The sequence below is a fragment of the Aquimarina sp. MMG016 genome, assembly GCF_018100805.1.
Taxonomy (GTDB): domain Bacteria; phylum Bacteroidota; class Bacteroidia; order Flavobacteriales; family Flavobacteriaceae; genus Aquimarina.
The window spans coordinates 224586-244149 of sequence record NZ_JAGJEA010000001.1 but is presented as its reverse complement, the minus strand read 5'-3'; the positions used below and the strand labels follow the sequence as shown (position 1 = coordinate 244149).

Sequence of the window (19564 nt, the reverse complement as noted above, 5' to 3'; positions counted from 1 at the left end):
GAGGGGAGATGGACGTAATGTAAAACTAGAATATGTTTTAAATAATGAATTCAATATTCAAACAGAATATATTGGATGTTTACCTTCTCAATTCGAAATATGCTATAACGAAAAAATGGATGAAGTGATTTTTAAAAAATATGGGAATAAAATTTATAAAGAAGCTATGAAAAAAGCGAAAAAACTAAAAATAAAAGATCTAGAAAAAAATTAAACTATCTACAACACTATCAAAACATAGTTGCCCTTCGTGACAACGATGTTTGTTATATTTAGCGTTACAACCAATTGTATCTTAACGAACATATGAGAATAACATTAATTACTTTATTTATTATTTCTACAAATGTTTATTGCCAGCAGAATAAATCTGAAATTCTGGAATCTAAATCTGGCTCTGAAAATCAATCTCTAGATAAAATTTCTGAAAATACTGTTTTAACTCTAACAGCCTATTTCCCAGATCTCGGTGAATTTGGAGGTCACGAAGAAGAAATATTGATCAAAAGAAAGAAAAATGAAGTTTTAGAGGCCACAATTTTGGAATATAATCGAATTTGTAATAGTTGCGAAAAAGTAGAAGAACTTAAAGTTGTAAAAAATGAAATTCTAAGTATTGACAAAAAGGGTGAAAAAGCTATTTTGAATTATCTTAATAAAATATTTTTGGAGAGCATGAAAAATAATCATTTACCTAGTCATGCAATGAACAGATATTTTGCCAAAATGGAAAGTCATCTAAAGTTACCTGAATTGGATTATAAGTACACCTGTTTTACGATTAATTTTGAGGATACTAATGAATGGGGTGAATTTAAAAAGTTAAAAGAATTATTAAAAAAATAAATGTTGTTAACATTATATAAGGGAACATAGCAACTAAGTGATCAATCGATTGGTTGTTGTATTTTTGGTAAGGCGCAATGCCTGCTCTATGAAAAAGTTAGCAACCAATGCGCAGAAAAATCAAAAAACAAGGTAACATTTTGCCCCGCTACGACACATATATTAAACATTGTGTTTAATCAAATAATACATATGAAAATTACATTAACAATTCTTTTCTTTTTTTTATCTATAAATTCATTTTCTCAAAAAAAAATAGTTTTTGAGAAACTCAATTTAAGCGACAACATTAGGTTAATTGGAATGTATCCTCATTACGATGAAGAAAAAACATTTGAAAAATATAATTTTATATTAGAGGATCTAAGAACTATAGATTCAATATCCAAAATAATCGTAAAAGGAAAAGAAGTAAAAAACCAAGCAACAAGAAATGAGTTTCATATTAGGCTTTTAGAAGGAGATAAGATAATTAATGTTTGGTCATTTAATCCTCAGTATTCGTATATACGAACCGAGAGCAAATCTTATGAGTTTAATGCTGAACAAATACTAAATATTGCTCAAAAATTTGGATTCAAATATACCTTTAGTAAAAAGAATTATAGTTCTCCAGAACAATTTGATGAAGACTATAAAAAACTAAGAACTGACGAAAAGTTACTTTTTGTATATAAACCTAATTTCAAATTCGAAGGTGTTTTTAATATTAAATTTCCAAAAACAAAAAAGTTTAAACACCCAAAGGCAATCTCAGAGTATATAAGAAAAAAGATTTTGAACGGTCGAAAGCCCAGTGAATATAGACTCTACTATACCGCTAATGAATTTAATATAAAAAATAAGGATCAATTTACTATGACTATAGAATCCGACTATGGATTATTTGAAAATTTTGAAGAAAAAAAAGCTGAAAAAGGAATTTGGACAAAAAAGAATTACACAGCAACAATTTTTATAAAAAACTAAACACAACACTATGTAAAATGCGTTTTAACGCATTTTACATTAAACGTTGTACAACATATGAAAAAACTCTTCCTGACAATATTATTTCTACATTCAATAATCGGATTTTCACAAAATGAAAAAGAAAATGAAGTTCTGATTAAAGGAATTGTATTATCTGAAGTAAACGGAAATCCTTTAAAAAATGTTTTTATAATGGTTAACTCAACTGGAGGGATAACAAATGAAAATGGACGTTTTAAGCTTAACTATAAGCCTCGTAAAAATGACAGCCTTATAAAGATTAGCTTTTCCGATTTAGGCTATAAAACAGTAGAAAAGATAATTGACGTGAGAAAAGTAACTGAACAAAATTTTGACATTGTTCTCAAGCCAAGATTTGGAGTAAATCGACAACAAGCTCTTGATCATATAAAGATTGGTGAAATTAATATACTATTATCTGGCGGAATAGCTCCAGTAATCTATCAGTCTGACGAAAAATTCTCTAAAAAGTACAAGCTAAAATTCGTTGAATTTGGATGTGAAGCAGTTTCTGAGGAAAGCCTTTATGAATACAACAAAATCGTTTTTGAATATCTTGACAAAAAGTATGGGAAAAAGTGGCGCAAAGAAATACGTGAAGATGTAATCGGATTAAAAAAATAATAAAACAGCAGACAACATTGTGTAAGATTGCATTGATAAAATAGTTTGCCTTCGCTATCGCTTCGCAAAACGATTTAATCAACGACGCTAAAGCTCTCTTACACCTATCATTAGCATTCATTAAAAACTATATTTCATTAAAGTGAGGAAAATTCTAATATTAACGTTCATAGTTTTATGCAATTGTAGTTATGGACAAGTAGCCATAATAAAAGATAAGGATGGCTATACAAATGTTCGGAAAGAGCCAAATATTAATTCAAAGGTCATATACAAGCTAAAAGACTCAGAAGTATTTATATATGAGGATTCGGATACCGCGGAAAATTCTAATTGGATAGCTGTAAATATTTTTAAGAATAAATTTTCTATAGAATCAGGCAATGATCAACTATTATTAGGGTACATCCATAAAAGTCGTTTATATCCACTAGAAAAACTAAAAGCGTATAATGGGAATCGTTTTTCTTTCAGTTATAAGCTTCAAAAATTTGATTTTGAAAATAAAATCACTAATTATGATGGAAAATATGTAACTAAAATTAACGGTAGAAGGTTTTATGGTACTGACGGAAATATTCCCAAGATTCAAGTTAGTCAAATCAATGCATCAGTGGATGGTAAAAACATAAATATTCCTGATGTTCTTTTTGAGGATATTTTTGAATGCGATAATGATTTCGTTATAAACAAAAACAAAGAGGATTATATAATACATCAATGGAATAGTGATGGTGCTGGCGGATACTTAATTGTTTGGGTTTTAGATAAGAATAAAGTAAAACAACGACTGATATTTATCCCTTAAAAAACGAAATACTAATATTATATATGAAATCAGAGCAATTTTGTACAAGATCGAAAGGTCATTTTCTTTTTGCAAAGGTGCTAATTTTTATAAGTTCTAAACGAAATAAAAATGAGCAGATAGATCAATTGGTTCAGGTGTGCTTACCTTGCTTCGATTCATATATTTAGCGTAAAAGTTCAAATAAACTATAAAAACCTTACTTCATGATGTATAAGATTTTGGGCGTTGTTATAATAATAATCTGCTTATTTGTATACTTGGCATTGTTATCAATTTTACCTGAAATTTTTAAACTTGTGATTATGGTGATAAAAACTAACAATGGCTATCATTGGGGAGAACTTTCGGCATATGTTTTTATAACTGGGATAATTGGAGTTGGAAATTATTACCTTCTTAAATTTGGTATAAAGCTTTCTAAAGTATAAAATTTATTAAATTAATAGTTCAAATAAACGATAAGAATGATCAAAATAGTTTACACTTTTATTTTACTAATATCAACCGGAGTTTTGTCTCAAAGTTCTCCCTTAAATGGAGTCTTTAACATTAAGCTAAATATAAAAGGCACACTAATTATTAATAACGATATATCAATTGAACTGAGTAAAGGATTAGATTCAACTGAAGTAAAAATTTTCAAGAATCCAAAGATACACAACAAAAGAAAAAATAATAATCAAGATAGTTATGAAGAAAAGGACTTTCATAACATAAAGTATATATCCAATTCTTCCTTTAAAAAAATTCAAACATTACTTGAAAACATACAAATAAATAATTTGACGAATAATTTTACCATGGGAACGGATGGTACGGTTACGACCGTAGAATTTGGTAACCTTTTTAATTCAGTAATATTTAACTTATGGGAAGTTAACTTGCCCCATAACACAAAGGACATGTCCAGAATAGAGATGGTAATTTCTGAAATATTGAAAATAGGAGAAGTTGATCATAAAAAAGTCTATTATTAAGTAATCTATTAAAATTTCTAAATTAGAGTAAATGATCAGCAACATTATATGATAATCTTTAAAACAAAAGTTCAATAAAACGATAAATAGAATATTTCATTAATATAAAAATGCATAGAACATAAAGGACATGTCCTTTATTATATTATTGTAGGCAATCTTAAACCAAACCGTATAATTTATGGACGAAACTTTACGAATTTATTGGAAGCTTTATAACGAGATATTCTCTAATGAAATAATGATTCATAAAAGCCATAATTTACTTAGAAAATTTGAAGAGGAATTCATTGACGGACCAATACTTGAATTAGGTTGCGGACAAAGTAATTTTTTGGTAGAGTTTTCAAAAACTGGAAAAGAAATATTTGCAATTGACAATGAAGAGTTTCAATTAAATCTATTAAAAAAACGAATTGAATCATACACTGGAAAAAATGCTGGAAAACTGCATTTATTGAATATTACAATTCCAGAGCAAGAAATTCCCCAAGAGATTTTTTCTTTAGTAATTGCATCTGATTTTTTACATTTTTTCTCAATCAATGAATCTAAAAAAATCATATCTCAGATAATTTCAAGAACACAAAAAGGTTCTTTAATTTATGTCAGAGTTCATTCAAAATTGCATTCTTATAGTGATTCCTCAGATCCAGGAGTGCGCGAGTATTATAAACATTTTTTTACAGAAAAAGATTTTACCGAACTGTTTGACGAAAAACATTTCGAAAGAATGATTTTCTCTAATACAGTCCAGAATATTAGATCTAAGTTTACAAGAGAAATGCAAACAAAGTGGACAGAAAAAGTATTAGATGAATATCAAATTTTTGATCCACAAGAAAGACAAGCACAGTTTGAAGAAAATAAGAAAGAATTAAATGTTGGATTTTTAGAATGTGTTTATAGACGAAGATAAAAACAACATATAACATTTCGTATGTGATCAACACATACCGTAACGTCAAAAGTTCAAATAAATGATAATTCATGGAAAGTCATATAAAATTATTCCTCAAACCTTTTGTTGATTTCTTAAATCAGGAAATTAGTAACATCAAACATAAGTATAAAACAGTTAAATGTTATTATTCATACGGTAATGAAAATAAAGTTAAGAGTATAGATTATAATTCAGGTTATTTAGATGAACTTATTCAAAAATCGACTGAAAACAATGTTAGAACGGCTATTATAGATATAGATATTGATGTACTATCTCCTAAAAAACAAAGGTTAGCTGAAATAAGGTTTAATCAAGAGCTAACATTTAATGGAAAGGAAGTTATACTCAAAGCCCATAGTTTAAGACTCGATGAGCCTTTTATTATTGACTATGATATGATGAATGATAAGGGAGCGAAAGAATTGGCAAAAGAATATTTTAAGAAAGTAATTGCAGCTAATAACCTTATAGAGGATTAAATGTCCAAATAATAGATTGAAAAGTTTAAATATACTATGATTGAAGAACTACTTGATTTAATAGCAGAAATAATTAAGAGCAAAAAGAGGTTATCAGTAATACTTGCAATTTTAATTCTACTTTTATTTACAGGATATTTAATTTACACTAAAGTTCAATAAAACGATGAAAACTATAGAAAAATTAAACGATGCAATAAAAGAAAAAATGGAAGAGCATGGTATTAATAAAGATACCCCCATTAGAGTAGATAGTATTCCCTTCGAAAGGGGAAGTACTCAATTAGAAGAAGGTGTATATTTAGATGTAGAATTAGAAGATGTTTATAATCCATACACCAGTGAAATTGAAAAAATAAAAATAATTGTAATAAAATCTAAATCTCAAAAATACGAAGAACAAAAAGAAAAACTAGGTTATAAAAGAACATCTATTTCTTTAAAAAACAAAAAGTCTAAATAAACGATGAATTATCAAATGGATTTTGAAAAATCAAATAGCACTCTAGGCAGAGCCAATTTCCGAGTTGAACCCTTAAGAAGGGACAACTGGGAAAAACTACTTGAACTCTTTGGAGAAAAAGGAGCTGGCGCAAATTGTTGGTGTATGCATTTTCGGTTACATAAATCGGAACATGAAGAAGGAAAAGTTAATGGTGGAAATAAAAGTGCGTTCAAAAAGTTGATTTGGGATGGTAAACCAGTTGGACTTATTGGATTTTACGATGATATTCCTGTGGCATGGTGTGCACTATCCCCTAGAGAAGACTTTGTCAGATTACAAAGATCTAGGGTACACAAACCAATTGATGACAAAAAGGTTTGGTCAATACCTTGTACCTTCGTTTCCAAAGAGTTCAGAAAGCATGGGATTTCGGTCGAGCTTTTGAAAGGAGCGGTGGAGTATGCAAGACAAGAAGGCATAAGAATTTTGGAAGCTTATCCAACAATTCCAACTCAAGATAAATTTCCTGATGGTTTTTTATGGATAGGTCATTACAAGTCATTTGAGAATGCAGGTTTCGAAATTGTTGATAGGACGTCGAAACATAGACCAATGGTAAGGTATTATATTTAGCATTGAAGTTCAATAAAACGATGGTAATTGTCGTACTTTTTATTCACTAGATAAAAGTCATCGAAATGCTAGACCCAACAAAACCTTAGGATTAAAAAGATTGGGAAAAATGCTCATGCAACATTTTAAAAGAAAGTGGGAAACGGTTATTATTTATGAAAACCTACCAAACGATAGAGAAATTGTTAAATATCGGGAGGGTGTTAGAGTACATTAAGTAAATTTTTTATAGATTTTGATTATAACCATTTATTATAAATAAGGCATGTTTGGGAGTAATTATTAATTACTCCCAAACATGCCTAACCTAATGACATCACAAAGTTGTTACACTGCTATTGTTAAGTACAATAAATATTACAAAAATACCCGTAATATACTGTAATTACGCCATCTCTACAGACTAATTCAAAAACAGCTCTATCAAATAGAGGATCGCTGGGGCAAGCCCTACCAAGAACGCAGTATGGTGTTGGAAATAGTGTGCAGGTTGCTTTAAGGTTTTTGTTTGTAGTAGGTTTATGTATACTTAGCGCTTCAAACTGTTTGACCGATAAGACACCATTAAGTTTTTCGGCATCAAGTAATTCTCCGTCTTTAAGTTTTGCTCCAATATCCTCTAAAAGTCCTTGAGATTTCAGATAATCTGAAATTCTATAGTTCTCTTTAAGCAATTCATGTTCTTTCGCTGATAATTGATTAAAATAATTGTGTTTCTCTTCTTCGGTTTTACTTTCAAAACCTTTTGGAGGTTTCAAATAGACAATATTGTCATTTAATTCTGGCGTAACAGAAATTAATTCTTTGTCGTTCTGATTTTCAATTTCATCAGATGCTACTTCATCTTTACTACAAGATAATACAAACATGGATATCATTACTAAACCTGCTAGGTTTAATAGAGATGATGTGAATTTAAAATTTTTCATAATTTGGTTTTAAGATTAAATATTAACTATAATTAAATTACGATCTAATCAGCTAAGAACAGTTTCGATGTGGATAAACTGTAGTATTTTGTTGTTTTTCGTTTGAAAATCAGTGATGTATGTAAAGTGGTAATTAAATTTTCCCCTATTTTTTGTTTTGTATACTAAGAAAATGTGCTTTGGATAGAAATAGAAGAATTACTGATTTTTTTTGAAAAAGTATAATAATGGGATTATATTAATCATATTTGGAGAAGCATAAAAAAACTTAGTAAAAAAAGAGTTCAATAAACCGATGAAAATTTTCTACTGGATTGTAACTATTATAAGCGGCGTGATTTGTTCATTTGCAATCCTTTTTATTATCGCAGGCATCACATGTAAAGGAGAGCAATGCATGGTAAGAATATTTAGTATGATAGCGATTCCTGTATTAATACTATAAGGAATTATATTTTTTATATACGTGAGAAGATTAATAAAGTTTAGAAACAAAAACAGTGTTTAAAGTTCAATAAAACGATGAATGCAATTTTAGAAATAATTGAGACCAGGAACTTATATTCACATCTAATACTATTTAAATTATATTTAGATTCAAAAGGAAGAATAAATGATATTTATAATGGAAATCTTGATTCCGAAATTTCAGAATTATTAGGTGACGAATTTAGTAAAGAATATTTATACAATGCTAAACAATGGTTAAATAGCAAAGGTTATACTAAATACATTGGTTCTAGAGCTTTATCAGAATATGGCAGAGATTATTTAGAAAGTTGGATATTGAATTTTGAGAAACTCGAATCAAAAGACAAAGAGATTTTAAAAGAGAAGTTGCCAGAAAAAGTGTTTAAATATTTTGGTATTGCAGCCGATGCCTATACGGTAGGTACTTTTATACAAACTCTACAATTATTATAAATTTAATAGAAACAAAAGTTCAATAAAACCGATAATTTTGAGTAACAAAAGGACTCTTATTAACATTAATAGTTAGATTACTGAAAAAACTCAAAATGATTAAAATTTAAGTGTAGCCTTCCCTAAAAGTAGCTACAGTTAGAATCAAAAAATAAACAAAGTATAACTTTAAAAAAGGAATCATGAAAAAATTAAGTTTAGAAAGTTTGAAAAAGAATAAATTAACCAGAAAATCATTAAATACAATATATGGAGGTGGTATAGGTACTGATCTTAGTAATGAACAACGTCTTAAAGTATCAAGGCAGAATGCAAATTAATTACAGAAATTAAGTTTTATGATACTTCCAACTTTTAGGGCATTGTAATCTACATCTAGGCTCAGACTTAATTATATATAAAAGTTAAAAAAAGATATTATCCTAGATAGAACAAATTAGTCGGGGACATAAAACCTATTTTTTTAGTAATTTAGAAGTAACGTAAAAAATTATAACTAAACCCCATATTCAGTTTAACTCTGAGTATGGGGTGTTTTGTTCAAATAAATGATTGCCTCAATGACAATTCTAAAGATTATAGTATACATAATAGGAAGTTTGATTTTATTGGCCATTCTGTTTATAGGATTAATCAAATTGCTAGTCTATTTAGGAGATCGGGGTGCAGAAAGAAAAGGAAGAAAATATTGTGAATTGCGAGGATACACATTTAAAAAAGTAGAGGCATTTCCTAATCATTATGGATTATATTTTAAGAAGGGCGGGATGCATTTTTATTCAAGTTTTCATTATGAACGAAATGGATCATTAACTTGGATAAAAGGTTCTCCTGAAGAAAAAATAGAAGCTCGATTAAGAAAGAAGGAAGAAACAAAAAGTAAAACAAAAGTTCAATAAAACAAAGGTGGTTTTGGGTTTTGTCATTTAGCTAATTCCTTAGATGAATTTCTTGACAAATGCTATCTAGAACGGTAATAAATATTTTATAATTTTACCCAGCCTGCTTTTATAGCATAGAGTACGAGCCCAACCCTATTTTTTACATTTAATTTTTCAAAAACTTTTTTTCGATATCCATCCACGGTTTTTGGGCTTAAACACATTTTATCAGCAATTTCATTATAAGTCATTTCGGTACATGCATATCTGATGAATTCTTGTTCTCTTTCTTTTAGTTCATGAAATTCTATAATGCTTTCGTGTTTTGAGACTTCATTTTGAATAGAATGAATTACTTTACCAGTAACAAAATCGGTATAATAAGATCCTTTATTAAAAATGGATTGAAGAGCTTCTCCTAATTCTTTAGGTTCTACATCTTTACTTAAATACCCTTTTACTCCCAATTTTATCATTCTTAAAATAGTTTCTTCTTTTCCTACCATACTAACAACTAGTACTTTTACCTCTGGAAAATTTTGGTGTAACCACGAGACACTTTCAAAACCATTCATTTCGGGCATGTTAACATCCATTATGATAATATCTGGTAGACAACTATTATTTATTTTTTGTTGAAGTTCAACACCATTATTTGCTTCAAACATAATAGAATAGTCGTGATTCAATTTATTGATAAGACTTACTAATCCTTTACGAAATAATTTGTGATCATCTACAAGAGCAAGTTTGATGGTAACATCCATAGTTAAGATATTTATAGTTGAACTTCAATTATTATAGTCGTTCCTTCATCTATTTTTGATTTGATTTTAAAATCGGCATTTATTAATCTAGCACGGGTATTCAAATTAATCAAGCCAGACCCTCCTTCTTTCAATTTATTTTTTAAATCAAAACCAATACCGTCATCGTTAAAAACTAATGTAAGTTTTTTTTCAGTTTTAGTAACATCAATAGAGATGCGTTTAGCTTTACTATACTTAATAGTATTATTTAGTATTTCTTGAATCATGCGATAAAGTATGATTGTGGTATTAGAATCTATATCTGGGAATTCACTTGGTTTAGTTAACTTAATTTGGAAATTCTTTATTTTTTTTAACTGTTCAACTTCAAATTCTAGCCCTTTTGAAATTCCTAATTGAACAACTCTTTCACTATTAAGACTAATTGATAGTTGTTTAATATCCATTATCAATTGTTTCGTTAACTCTTTGATATTGTCAACTTCTTGTTTGGCAGTATCTTCATCTTCAAAAGACAATAGGTTTAGATGAATTTTAATAAGACTTGCTACTTGTCCTAAGTTATCATGTAACTCATAACCAATTTGTTGCAGAGTTTGTTCTTTTATTTCTAATCTTGATTGAAGTAGGGTTTTTGAAAACTTATCATTTAATGCCTTTTTCTCGTCATGGTATTTACGTTCCTTATTTTGATAACGAATTATCGATAGAATAAAAATAGTAGCCAGAAAAATCATTAAAACAACTCCTCCAATCACAGAGTAGAAGACTTCGCTGACTTCTTGTGACGTATTGAACATATAAAAGAATAGCATAATAAGATGTAAAAGATAAAATTCAAGTTTAAGTTTATATTTCTTCTTAATTTGTAAGCTAATTCTGTTCTAGCATCAACAAGATAGTTATAAACACCGTTGTAAAAAAACACTCCTGAATATAAAATTATTATTGCGGTACATATCCAAAATATAGGTAATTGTATTAATTTCACCTTTTTATTAAATTCCAAGTTGAAGAGTAATAGCGAACTCCAAATAATCAAAAAACCAATACCAAAATTATAAATAATACCAGGATAATCTTTACCGAAAGAATAGTAGAATATTGAAAAATATAGAGCAACTAAAACATAAATGATAAAAGAAAAGTTAATTAGAGTTTTTACCAATTTGACTTTTAAATATTTTTTCAAAAAAACACTTAACATTATATACTCAAAAGGAATATAAAAATAATGAATAGGACTAGGAGGAGCGTGAACAGCTTTGTAATTACTGTTGATTAAATCGACAGATAATTCACTACAAAATCCAACAATTAATAATATTCGTAAGTAAATAAGCCCCCGAAAGTGATCTTTGGGAGCTATTAGACTCAAAATAATTGCGCTTAGCAATAAAATATAATATATGATATCTGTGAAGTCGAACATTAGCTTAATATAACTTGACTGACAAATTCTTCTTTAGAATCTATCATTTGCAAAATTTCAGACATAGTTTTGCTTTCTTGCTTTACTTCGTATATCAAAAGGTTTTTTGGAAGAGTATCCTTTGAGGATTTTTCTTTTTCTCCGATTGGCTGCCCATTACGGTCTACACCAAATAACACAATGGATTTTTCTTTTCTGTAAACGCAGTTTACATACCTTATGCCTTCACATCTTGGTTGGGATAAAATATGAAGTAAAGTATCTCGTCCGTATATCCCGGATACAATTTCATTATGTGGGTCTAAAAGTGCTGTCTCCTTTTGTTTTTCCCTGGGAACAAAATGTTTAAAAAGTTCATGAACTTTATTTTGTCTGTTGTAGTATGCTTTTACGACTTTTCTAAATAGTCTAATTGTAATAGGCATTCCTGATCCAGAGATCGTCTTATTATCAGGTATAGGGTAATTAATTGGTGTAATATCATTAGGATCATCCTCTTTGTTACCAACATCTTTACCTGGGATAGTTATAAAATTCTTTAGTTTTTTTTCATTGTGATTTGTGTTAAGATCATTCATAATATATGTTATTTTAATTATACAGCTCTAAAATAATAAACATTTCATTATCAAATCTATACAGGTTTTAAATACCTTGTTTTTCTCAAAAAAAACAGGAAAAACCCTTACGTAAATTTCAAGCATTCTCCTCTTGATTTCTATTAGCATTTTAGTGCAATTTTGATACCGTAAAAATTGTATAAAAACAATAATGGGTTATTAATTAAAAAGTAATGAATCATGACAAAACAACTCAAAAAGTACATCGTAACCTTCCATGAAGGTAATGTGTCAACAAAACAGGTACAAGAAATTCTTGGACTTAGTAAAAGAAATTATAAAGAAGGCAATAGCTTTTTAGCTTCGGACGAAGAAATCATGGACGAAGATGTTGTCAACTTTGAAGAATTAGGTGTCGCTTCTGTAACGCTAAGCGAATCAGAAGTTTCTAAATTAGAAAAAAATGATCGAGTTATGGCCGTAGAAGAAGATATAGAAATGGGTATTCTCGAAGTTGAAAATTATATAGAAGATGATATAACTGTAAATATTAATGGGGGTGATATCTTTTTTAAGGAAGATTTTCAAGAATCTGAGGGCTTTGAAAATGAATTCGAAAATTATGACTACGATATAGTTCAGGAACCAGAAATTGACAATTATTACTATCCTGAAGAATATAATTTAGATTCTACAGATTTTCAAGATGGTGCAGAAAAAACCATGAATTTTGTATTAAAATCACTTTTGAATAGTAATGGTGCAAGTGAAAACATAAGTGGTCCAACTACACCAACACTACCTAAATTTCCGATAAAAAATCCGCGTTTAAACCCATTAAAACCTATTAAACCTTTTCCATTTTTTAGATATAAATACATTCCAATACCATGGAATATACATGCTGTTAAAGCAACTAATGCATGGAGAAGAGGTATTACGGGTAGAGGTGTAAAAGTAGCTGTATTGGATACTGGTATAACAAGACATCCTGACCTTTATGTTAGAGGAGGAGTTTCATTTATTCCGGGATCTACAAGTTATTTAGACAAGCATAGCCATGGAACGCATTGTGCTGGTATTATTGCAGGAAGAAATAATAATGGAGTAGTCGGGGTTGCTCCCGGAGCTTCTTTATATGCTGTAAAAGTTTTGAATGATAGTGGAAGAGGAAATATGTCCTGGATTATAGCTGGGATGAATTGGTGTGTCACTAATAGAATAGATATAGCAAGTATGAGTTTAGGAGGAGCTAGCGCGCCAATAGTAGCATATGCCCAAGCGGTTCAAAGATGTCAAGCAGCTGGGGTAACTATTGTTATCGCTTCTGGAAATTCTTATGGTTCTAGTTTCCCGTGGGTATGTTCTCCTGCTAATTCAATCCTTCGCGGAAGTGCTCTTGCAAGCCCAATAGCAGTAGGGGCTACAGATTTTAAAAATAGAATTGCGAGATTTTCTAGTAGAGGAGGAAAAACTTCACAATGGAATCAAGTGGATGTGGTTGCACCTGGAGTATATATAAATTCTACGGTTTTAAGAAATGGTTATTGTTCAAAATCAGGAACTAGTATGGCCTGTCCACACGTTGCTGGAGCAGCAGCATTAATTAAGCAACGATTTAGAAATTTAAGTCCGTTGCAAATTAAATATAAATTACAAAGGAGTGCATTAGATCTTGGAAGGCGGGGTTATGATAATACTTATGGATCTGGTATTATTAATTGTGATAAAGCTACACTTTAATAAGTAATTTGAACAAGGCATTTAGCACTAAATGTCTTGTTCAAATATTCATTCCAGAAGAGTTAATACCCCTAGGTTTTAGATAGAAGAGATCGTTGAGATTGATGGAATATTGAATCTCAGAAAAGATTATCAAGTTTTAATAAAAAAATAAACGATGAAACATAGTAAAAATTTAACATTGATTTTAGTTCTATTTTTCATAACTCTAAATGCTTCTAATTGTGGATTGGTAGAGAACATGGATCATAGAAAAAGTAAAGTTCCGTCTTTCTTCGGAGAAGAATCAATAAAGCTTCAGGAGGATATAAAAAAGACAACTGAAAGTATAAGGGTTATAGAAGATGCTTTAAAATTGAAGAAATTTGAAATTTATCCCAGAGGTGGTGGCAGAGGAAGCACAAGTAATGGAATGGAAGGTATCCTAAATGAAAGAACGCTCAAGGCGTTATCAGACGTTGAAAAAACTGAAATAATAAAAAATATTGAAATGGTATTAATAATGGATGATGATAAACTAAATGAAAAAGAAAAAAAATTTTGGAGAGAATACCTTGATGTTGTGCATGAAAGTTTAGAAAAAAGCCAATAGATAAAAAAGTTCAATAAAACGATAGGAAATGGATGATCTTTATGTATGTATTTCAATTTGCTAGGAAAACACATCCTGCTTTGCAACCATTTGTTGTTCCCATTCTTATAATTTGTTGTATCGTAATAGTAATTACATGGCTTAAGATTAACAAAAATGTAAATGATGAAAACAAAAAAAATAACTATTTGATCAACCATTCAGGAAAATCTAAAGAGGAAGCTTTGAAAGAAAACAAAATGTTGTTTAAAATGCTAAAAGACAATGGTCCATCGAAAGTTTCTAGTTATTTTTTTCAAAAATTTGATTTAGAAGTAGAACCTACATATTACCATATTAAAAGCTATTTGGAAAACACAAAAAAAATAATAAATCAAAAGTCTAAATAAACGATGAAAAACAAAACAGGAGTTGTGAAAAATTGTATCATGTTTATATAGTTTTAATTATTCAACCTGATAGTGCGGAAATGTTTTCCGTTGGGTATAGTAAACTAAAAGTTCAATAAACCAATGAAAGAAAAGAAGAAAACAAATTGGGTGAGTTTAGCAGTAGGGATTGCTATGGGTATGATTTTATATAAACTTATTTTCGATGTTTTGTGGCATCAATTTTTCTAAAAAAAATTCAAATAAACGATCTGTTTGAGGACAGTCGAATATTATTAATTATCAGAATGATAAAGTTTCTAACTGCCCTCAAACGGTTCGGTTTACATACTGAGTGAACAACTTTTATGTTCTAGCTTTTAGACATCGGTAACGCATAGAAAAGTACCTGGGTATTTTACACAAGGAACGTTGGACCCTGCTTTGACGGAGCGTTGTTCTTGTTTATTTAAAACCTGAACATTTTGTGATTTTAACAGTTTTTCTAACATAATATATGGTATTATAATTAATAATACTTTAAATTATTATTTTATGTAATAAAATATTGAATGATGAGGATGTTTGTTTAAATTTTGTGGACGAACAGATAATTTTGGAGGGAGGATTTGTGCTATTGTGTATACAATATTGAGAATAATAAAAAGTATGATAATAGTTTCTACCCGAGTCGGATAGGTATAATTTCTAAAAGTCTTTTTATTAGTAACTTGTGTGTCCTACGAACTTGCAAACTTCACAAAGCTATATTTGGTTGATTTATTTCTTGTTAAATTTAGGGATATTTCCCAAAAAAAAGTGTTAGTAGACTTCGTATATTTGGGTGAGAAAACAAAACTATTACAAATCGTAATTTATGAGTTTAGCCAGTGCAGCAATAAAACTTGGGGAAAATAAAACTATCATGGATTCTTATTGGAATTTTCATACTAAAAAACAAAATTGGTTTTTTTCGCCTAATCCTAAATTAGCTGGATCAACACGAAAGCCTAATTCATTTGCTTCTTGGAATGATTGGAGCGCTTTATCAAGTTCACAAAAAAGTACTTTATCTTCTCTATCCGGATTTCATTATACTGCTAGTAATGTGAAAAAAAATAACGACCATTTAGCTAGACTAAAGAAAGCTTATCAAGAATGGGACAGTAGATTGTATAGCACATTTTGGAGCAATTCAGGTTCACATAAAATATGGTTATGTAATGTTTTTGTTGGAGATTCTATATATTTATATAATCAACGAAGTTTTACTGCTGCTAATCGACATTACTATGACCCAAGACAAATACTTAATGGTCAAACTTCATTAAAGAAAAGAATTGGTTATGAAGAAACTCAGCCTGGCGATATTGTAGTAATAGGTACAGGACATGTAGAAATCATCACAAGTTTAGAAAATCATTTTATAGCTGATGATGGCTTTTGTTCTGTTGGAGCGGGCAGAGGAGAAAGAGGAAACAATGGCGATGGTAGAATAAGGTGCGATGGTGCTTTTAATCCACGTGAAACTAGAGAACTAGACAACAAAAACAATACATATTTCTATATATAATGAATAATGTTATAAAATTCCATGTTCTTTCCTGTATATTTAATTTATTGATTATCATTTTAGTAGGTGAGATTAATTTATTCATTGTAGATTTATTTGACCCAATGATATTTATAAAAAGAGGAGGAAGTTTTGATTTTATATGGGTAGTATACATTTTTGGTTTGTTTTGGGCATTTACTTTTATTATTTATGTGCTCAAAAAACCGTCCTTACATCTATATTTGTTTTTTATAATAGGATTTATTGTAATGCTTTTAAAAGTTTTAATTAACGTTTATCATACGGGGTCAGATTTCTTTTTGTTTTTTATCAATGGGTTGTCTGAAACAATGGTCCTCATTATACTTTCGTCTATAGGTATACATTTCTCACAATTACTTATTGGAAAAAAAATAATACCACTTTTGTATAAAGTTCAATAAAACAATGTATTTCAAAAAATCTACAATGGTATTGAGTATATAATTTGATTCCTTTAGGAAATTTTTTTGTATCCCTCAAGGTTAGTAACTCCCCAATTCTCTAGCTCTTCCTCGCTCCATAGTTCTGGAAAGAAAATTCTTCTTTGATACCTTGGATGCATGTATTTGTGCCAATCGCTTCCTCCTGTTGCTTCTATATTTACGTTACCTGAGTCCAAATACTTTGTCGCTGTATTGTAATGGTGCATGACCCAATCAATATTTACCGTATGATCATAATGGCGCATGGCATTCATTAAATCTTTATTTTTCTGATAATCCTCCGGTAGCTGTTTAAACTTGGTCCAGAGGTTAACTGTATTGTATTCCTTCATCCACGCAATCAATTCTATTTTGTATTTGTCTTCAAAATTGATCATCAATTTGCTTTTCTTTCCTGTATTATGGTCTTTTCCTGCTGCTTGCCAATACATATGATTAAATGCATGTTCATAAGGTGTATCTCTATTAATAGTTTTTCTAAATCGATAATCAATCAAATTAATTAACTCTGTAGATGCTATTTCTATTTTGCGGTATTGCACAGATTGAAAACCACTTGCAGGAGTAAGTGTTGTTCTAAACTTCATATACTGATCAATTTCCATACCCTCGCTCATAATATCAAAGGAGTTAGATAACATATCAAAGTATCTACTTACTCGCATTAAATGCATTATGAACATTTTAGGTTCAATATTCTTAGTCTTAGAAATCTGATTCATTTCCCATAGGATCATCTTAAATACTAATTCATTGATCTGATGGTACATGATAAATACCATCTCATCAGGTAATTGTGTCCTTTTGGTTTGTAATCCCAACAATGCATCAAGTTGAATATAATCCCAGTATTGCATGGGTTCTGCATATAACAACCCGGCCAGGTGTATATTGGGGTCTTGACCCATTGTTGTATATTTTTTATCTATTGCTTTTAATAATTCTTCTCTATTCATGTTTCCTTTTAATTAACTAAATATTCTGCTAGGGATCGATACGATTTTATTACGTTATTTTTGACGTAACTACGTGAACCGTCAATACTATCTTTTAAAAACAAAGTAATTATGAAAATGGAGATTTTATATTAATATAGTTAGCAACGTCATATAATAAATGAATAGATAAGTTTATATTATAATTATTAGAATACATTATTGCCTCTTAAATTTTTATGTACTAAACTATTAATTTATTTCGTGAAATTAATTAGTTAAGTTAGAAAGATGGTTTCTTATTTTTTATCCCGGTTCGATCAAATGTTTATCAAAAAAACATGGAGTCCATATTTATTATTCCTATTTTTCTGAAGAAACGATTCATGATAAAAAAATTAAACCATTTTCAGGATTTCTAACCTACTAAGTCTTAAAAACAATAAGCCTATATATACATTAAAGCTTAATGGTAAAAAAAGATCGTCATTATGGGCGGATCATTTTTTATTAGCCCAGTCACAGTTATCCTCAGCGAAACGAATTAAAGAATTAAGTGGTGCAACGTATGAAAAAACTAATATTATTTAGAAGTTTTTATTTTGATCAAAATATCTCGTTATTCCTGCTAATCAATTTTAACAAAAACTGTTAACAAAACTCACCAAAACACCTAAAACCCACCCTTAAGGGTAGGGTAGCGGAGCTCAAACCTATGATCAGGGTAGTCAAAACCTCGGTACTTCGAAACTCTGAGCATCATGCATCCGAGGGTAAACCATCGATTAGGGTATCTTTACCCTTCGATCAGGGACTATCAAACCATAGCTTGGGGTAGTCTAAACCATCGATGACCCTAGTCCAAACCTCGGTAACACCTAGCAAAAACCATCGACCATCGAAGCTTTGATAGCCCCTATACCAAGCTCCAAGGGTGGGTTAGCCACTCTTTTGGGTACCCTAAACCTACATTCGATTGTTATTTTTTTAACAAATTATACCAGTAGAGCACCAAACAACAGATTTATAATCCCTTATCTTAGACAGTTTAAGAAATTCTGCTCTTGACAGTATGCTCCGCGAATAGCTATGCCATGATATTCTGTTTTCATATGAATAAGCTACTATAAGTGTAGCATAGTGTATACGCTTGGTATGGTGTTTCACCTGGTTTTGATAATAAATTGATCCTTTAAATTCATCTTTTTAATGTTAAATTGTTAAAATTTGTGTATTTCATCGATTTTATTTGCATTTTATCTTATTTTTTTCATATATTAGTATTGTAATTAAAAAACACCGATGTTCTTAAGAGATAGTATTTTGATGATTATGACGATAATAAGATCTATACGATTTTTTTAGAATATCAGGGACCAAATTAGATGTGAGGACATTAGTTATAAGACCCTAATCTACCAACTAAAGAGAGTATCTAATTAACCCCAAAAAGTACCCCAAGTACTACATAATAATATACCCCAAAAAAGATGAAAAGCCTTCCATAATTGTGGAAGGCTTTTCTTTTTATATTTACTTTTTAAAACGTTGAACAGTAACCGGCAACTATTTAATATTGTTAACATTTTTTTAATTATTCGTAAATGCTTGTTAATACGATACTAATTTTTAGACA

The 19564-nt window shown here is 29.6% G+C and carries 21 protein-coding genes; 16 read left to right on the top strand and 5 right to left on the bottom strand.

Annotated elements, in window-relative coordinates:
• Positions 1–306 precede the first annotated feature (306 nt).
• The 9 genes from J8M14_RS00985 to J8M14_RS00945 all read left to right on the top strand — a co-directional run bounded on the left by J8M14_RS00985 (position 307) and on the right by J8M14_RS00945 (position 6754).
• Complete coding sequence (locus J8M14_RS00985) at positions 307–846, top strand: hypothetical protein (protein WP_211072480.1); 540 nt, start codon at positions 307–309, stop codon at positions 844–846.
• Between the two features lie 192 nt (positions 847–1038).
• Positions 1039–1815: a hypothetical protein gene (locus tag J8M14_RS00980; protein WP_211072479.1), complete on the top strand. Its 777-nt coding sequence runs from the start codon at positions 1039–1041 to the stop codon at positions 1813–1815.
• Between the two features lie 57 nt (positions 1816–1872).
• Positions 1873–2463: a carboxypeptidase-like regulatory domain-containing protein gene (locus J8M14_RS00975; protein ID WP_211072478.1), complete on the top strand. Its 591-nt coding sequence runs from the start codon at positions 1873–1875 to the stop codon at positions 2461–2463.
• 142 nt (positions 2464–2605) lie between these two features.
• Complete coding sequence (locus J8M14_RS00970; protein WP_211072477.1) at positions 2606–3271, top strand: hypothetical protein; 666 nt, start codon at positions 2606–2608, stop codon at positions 3269–3271.
• A gap of 467 nt (positions 3272–3738) precedes the next feature.
• Positions 3739–4251 carry a hypothetical protein gene (locus tag J8M14_RS00965; RefSeq protein WP_211072476.1) on the top strand — a complete coding sequence of 171 codons (513 nt, stop codon included), beginning with the start codon at positions 3739–3741 and terminating at the stop codon, positions 4249–4251.
• Between the two features lie 181 nt (positions 4252–4432).
• A complete protein-coding gene (locus tag J8M14_RS00960; protein WP_211072475.1) occupies positions 4433–5170 on the top strand; it encodes a class I SAM-dependent methyltransferase in 738 nt (245 codons plus the stop codon).
• Between the two features lie 71 nt (positions 5171–5241).
• Positions 5242–5676, top strand: a complete 435-nt coding sequence (locus tag J8M14_RS00955; protein WP_211072474.1) for a hypothetical protein — start codon at positions 5242–5244, stop codon at positions 5674–5676.
• Positions 5677–5842: 166 nt separating this feature from the next.
• The gene (locus tag J8M14_RS00950; protein WP_211072473.1) at positions 5843–6139 is read left to right on the top strand and encodes a hypothetical protein; all 297 of its coding nucleotides are present in this window, start codon (positions 5843–5845) and stop codon (positions 6137–6139) included.
• Between the two features lie 3 nt (positions 6140–6142).
• The gene (locus tag J8M14_RS00945; protein WP_247672518.1) at positions 6143–6754 is read left to right on the top strand and encodes a GNAT family N-acetyltransferase; all 612 of its coding nucleotides are present in this window, start codon (positions 6143–6145) and stop codon (positions 6752–6754) included.
• 341 nt (positions 6755–7095) lie between these two features.
• On the opposite strand, the gene J8M14_RS00940 is transcribed toward J8M14_RS00945, so the two are convergent.
• The gene (locus J8M14_RS00940; protein WP_211072472.1) at positions 7096–7683 is read right to left on the bottom strand and encodes a hypothetical protein; all 588 of its coding nucleotides are present in this window, start codon (positions 7681–7683) and stop codon (positions 7096–7098) included.
• Positions 7684–8205: 522 nt separating this feature from the next.
• Here J8M14_RS00940 and J8M14_RS00935 point away from each other — a divergent pair.
• The 3 genes from J8M14_RS00935 to J8M14_RS00925 all read left to right on the top strand — a co-directional run bounded on the left by J8M14_RS00935 (position 8206) and on the right by J8M14_RS00925 (position 9506).
• The gene (locus J8M14_RS00935; protein WP_211072471.1) at positions 8206–8607 is read left to right on the top strand and encodes a hypothetical protein; all 402 of its coding nucleotides are present in this window, start codon (positions 8206–8208) and stop codon (positions 8605–8607) included.
• Positions 8608–8789: 182 nt separating this feature from the next.
• The gene (locus tag J8M14_RS00930; protein WP_211072470.1) at positions 8790–8927 is read left to right on the top strand and encodes a hypothetical protein; all 138 of its coding nucleotides are present in this window, start codon (positions 8790–8792) and stop codon (positions 8925–8927) included.
• Positions 8928–9167: 240 nt separating this feature from the next.
• Entirely contained in the window at positions 9168–9506 is a 339-nt protein-coding gene (locus J8M14_RS00925; RefSeq protein ID WP_211072469.1) for a hypothetical protein, read from the top strand.
• A gap of 86 nt (positions 9507–9592) precedes the next feature.
• Here the strand turns inward: J8M14_RS00925 and J8M14_RS00920 are convergent, their stop codons facing one another.
• The 3 genes from J8M14_RS00920 to J8M14_RS00910 form a co-directional block, all read right to left on the bottom strand.
• Positions 9593–10255 (bottom strand): response regulator transcription factor, encoded by a 663-nt coding sequence (locus J8M14_RS00920; RefSeq protein WP_211072468.1) that lies wholly within the window; start codon positions 10253–10255, stop codon positions 9593–9595.
• Positions 10256–10266: 11 nt separating this feature from the next.
• Positions 10267–11016: an ATP-binding protein gene (locus J8M14_RS00915; protein WP_211072467.1), complete on the bottom strand. Its 750-nt coding sequence runs from the start codon at positions 11014–11016 to the stop codon at positions 10267–10269.
• Positions 11017–11689: 673 nt separating this feature from the next.
• A complete protein-coding gene (locus J8M14_RS00910) occupies positions 11690–12268 on the bottom strand; it encodes a hypothetical protein (protein ID WP_211072466.1) in 579 nt (192 codons plus the stop codon).
• Between the two features lie 222 nt (positions 12269–12490).
• On the opposite strand from J8M14_RS00910, the gene J8M14_RS00905 reads away from it, so the two are divergent.
• The 4 genes from J8M14_RS00905 (at position 12491) to J8M14_RS00890 (ending at position 16526) form a co-directional block, all read left to right on the top strand.
• Positions 12491–13993, top strand: a complete 1503-nt coding sequence (locus tag J8M14_RS00905; RefSeq protein ID WP_211072465.1) for a S8 family peptidase — start codon at positions 12491–12493, stop codon at positions 13991–13993.
• A gap of 157 nt (positions 13994–14150) precedes the next feature.
• The gene (locus tag J8M14_RS00900) at positions 14151–14585 is read left to right on the top strand and encodes a hypothetical protein (protein ID WP_211072464.1); all 435 of its coding nucleotides are present in this window, start codon (positions 14151–14153) and stop codon (positions 14583–14585) included.
• Positions 14586–14617: 32 nt separating this feature from the next.
• Positions 14618–14974 carry a hypothetical protein gene (locus J8M14_RS00895; RefSeq protein ID WP_211072463.1) on the top strand — a complete coding sequence of 119 codons (357 nt, stop codon included), beginning with the start codon at positions 14618–14620 and terminating at the stop codon, positions 14972–14974.
• Positions 14975–15830: 856 nt separating this feature from the next.
• Positions 15831–16526 (top strand): hypothetical protein, encoded by a 696-nt coding sequence (locus J8M14_RS00890; protein WP_211072462.1) that lies wholly within the window; start codon positions 15831–15833, stop codon positions 16524–16526.
• Between the two features lie 478 nt (positions 16527–17004).
• On the opposite strand, the gene J8M14_RS00885 is transcribed toward J8M14_RS00890, so the two are convergent.
• Positions 17005–17949, bottom strand: coding sequence for a tryptophan 2,3-dioxygenase family protein (locus tag J8M14_RS00885; RefSeq protein WP_211072461.1), 945 nt, complete (start codon positions 17947–17949; stop codon positions 17005–17007).
• Between the last annotated feature and the right edge of the window lie 1615 nt (positions 17950–19564).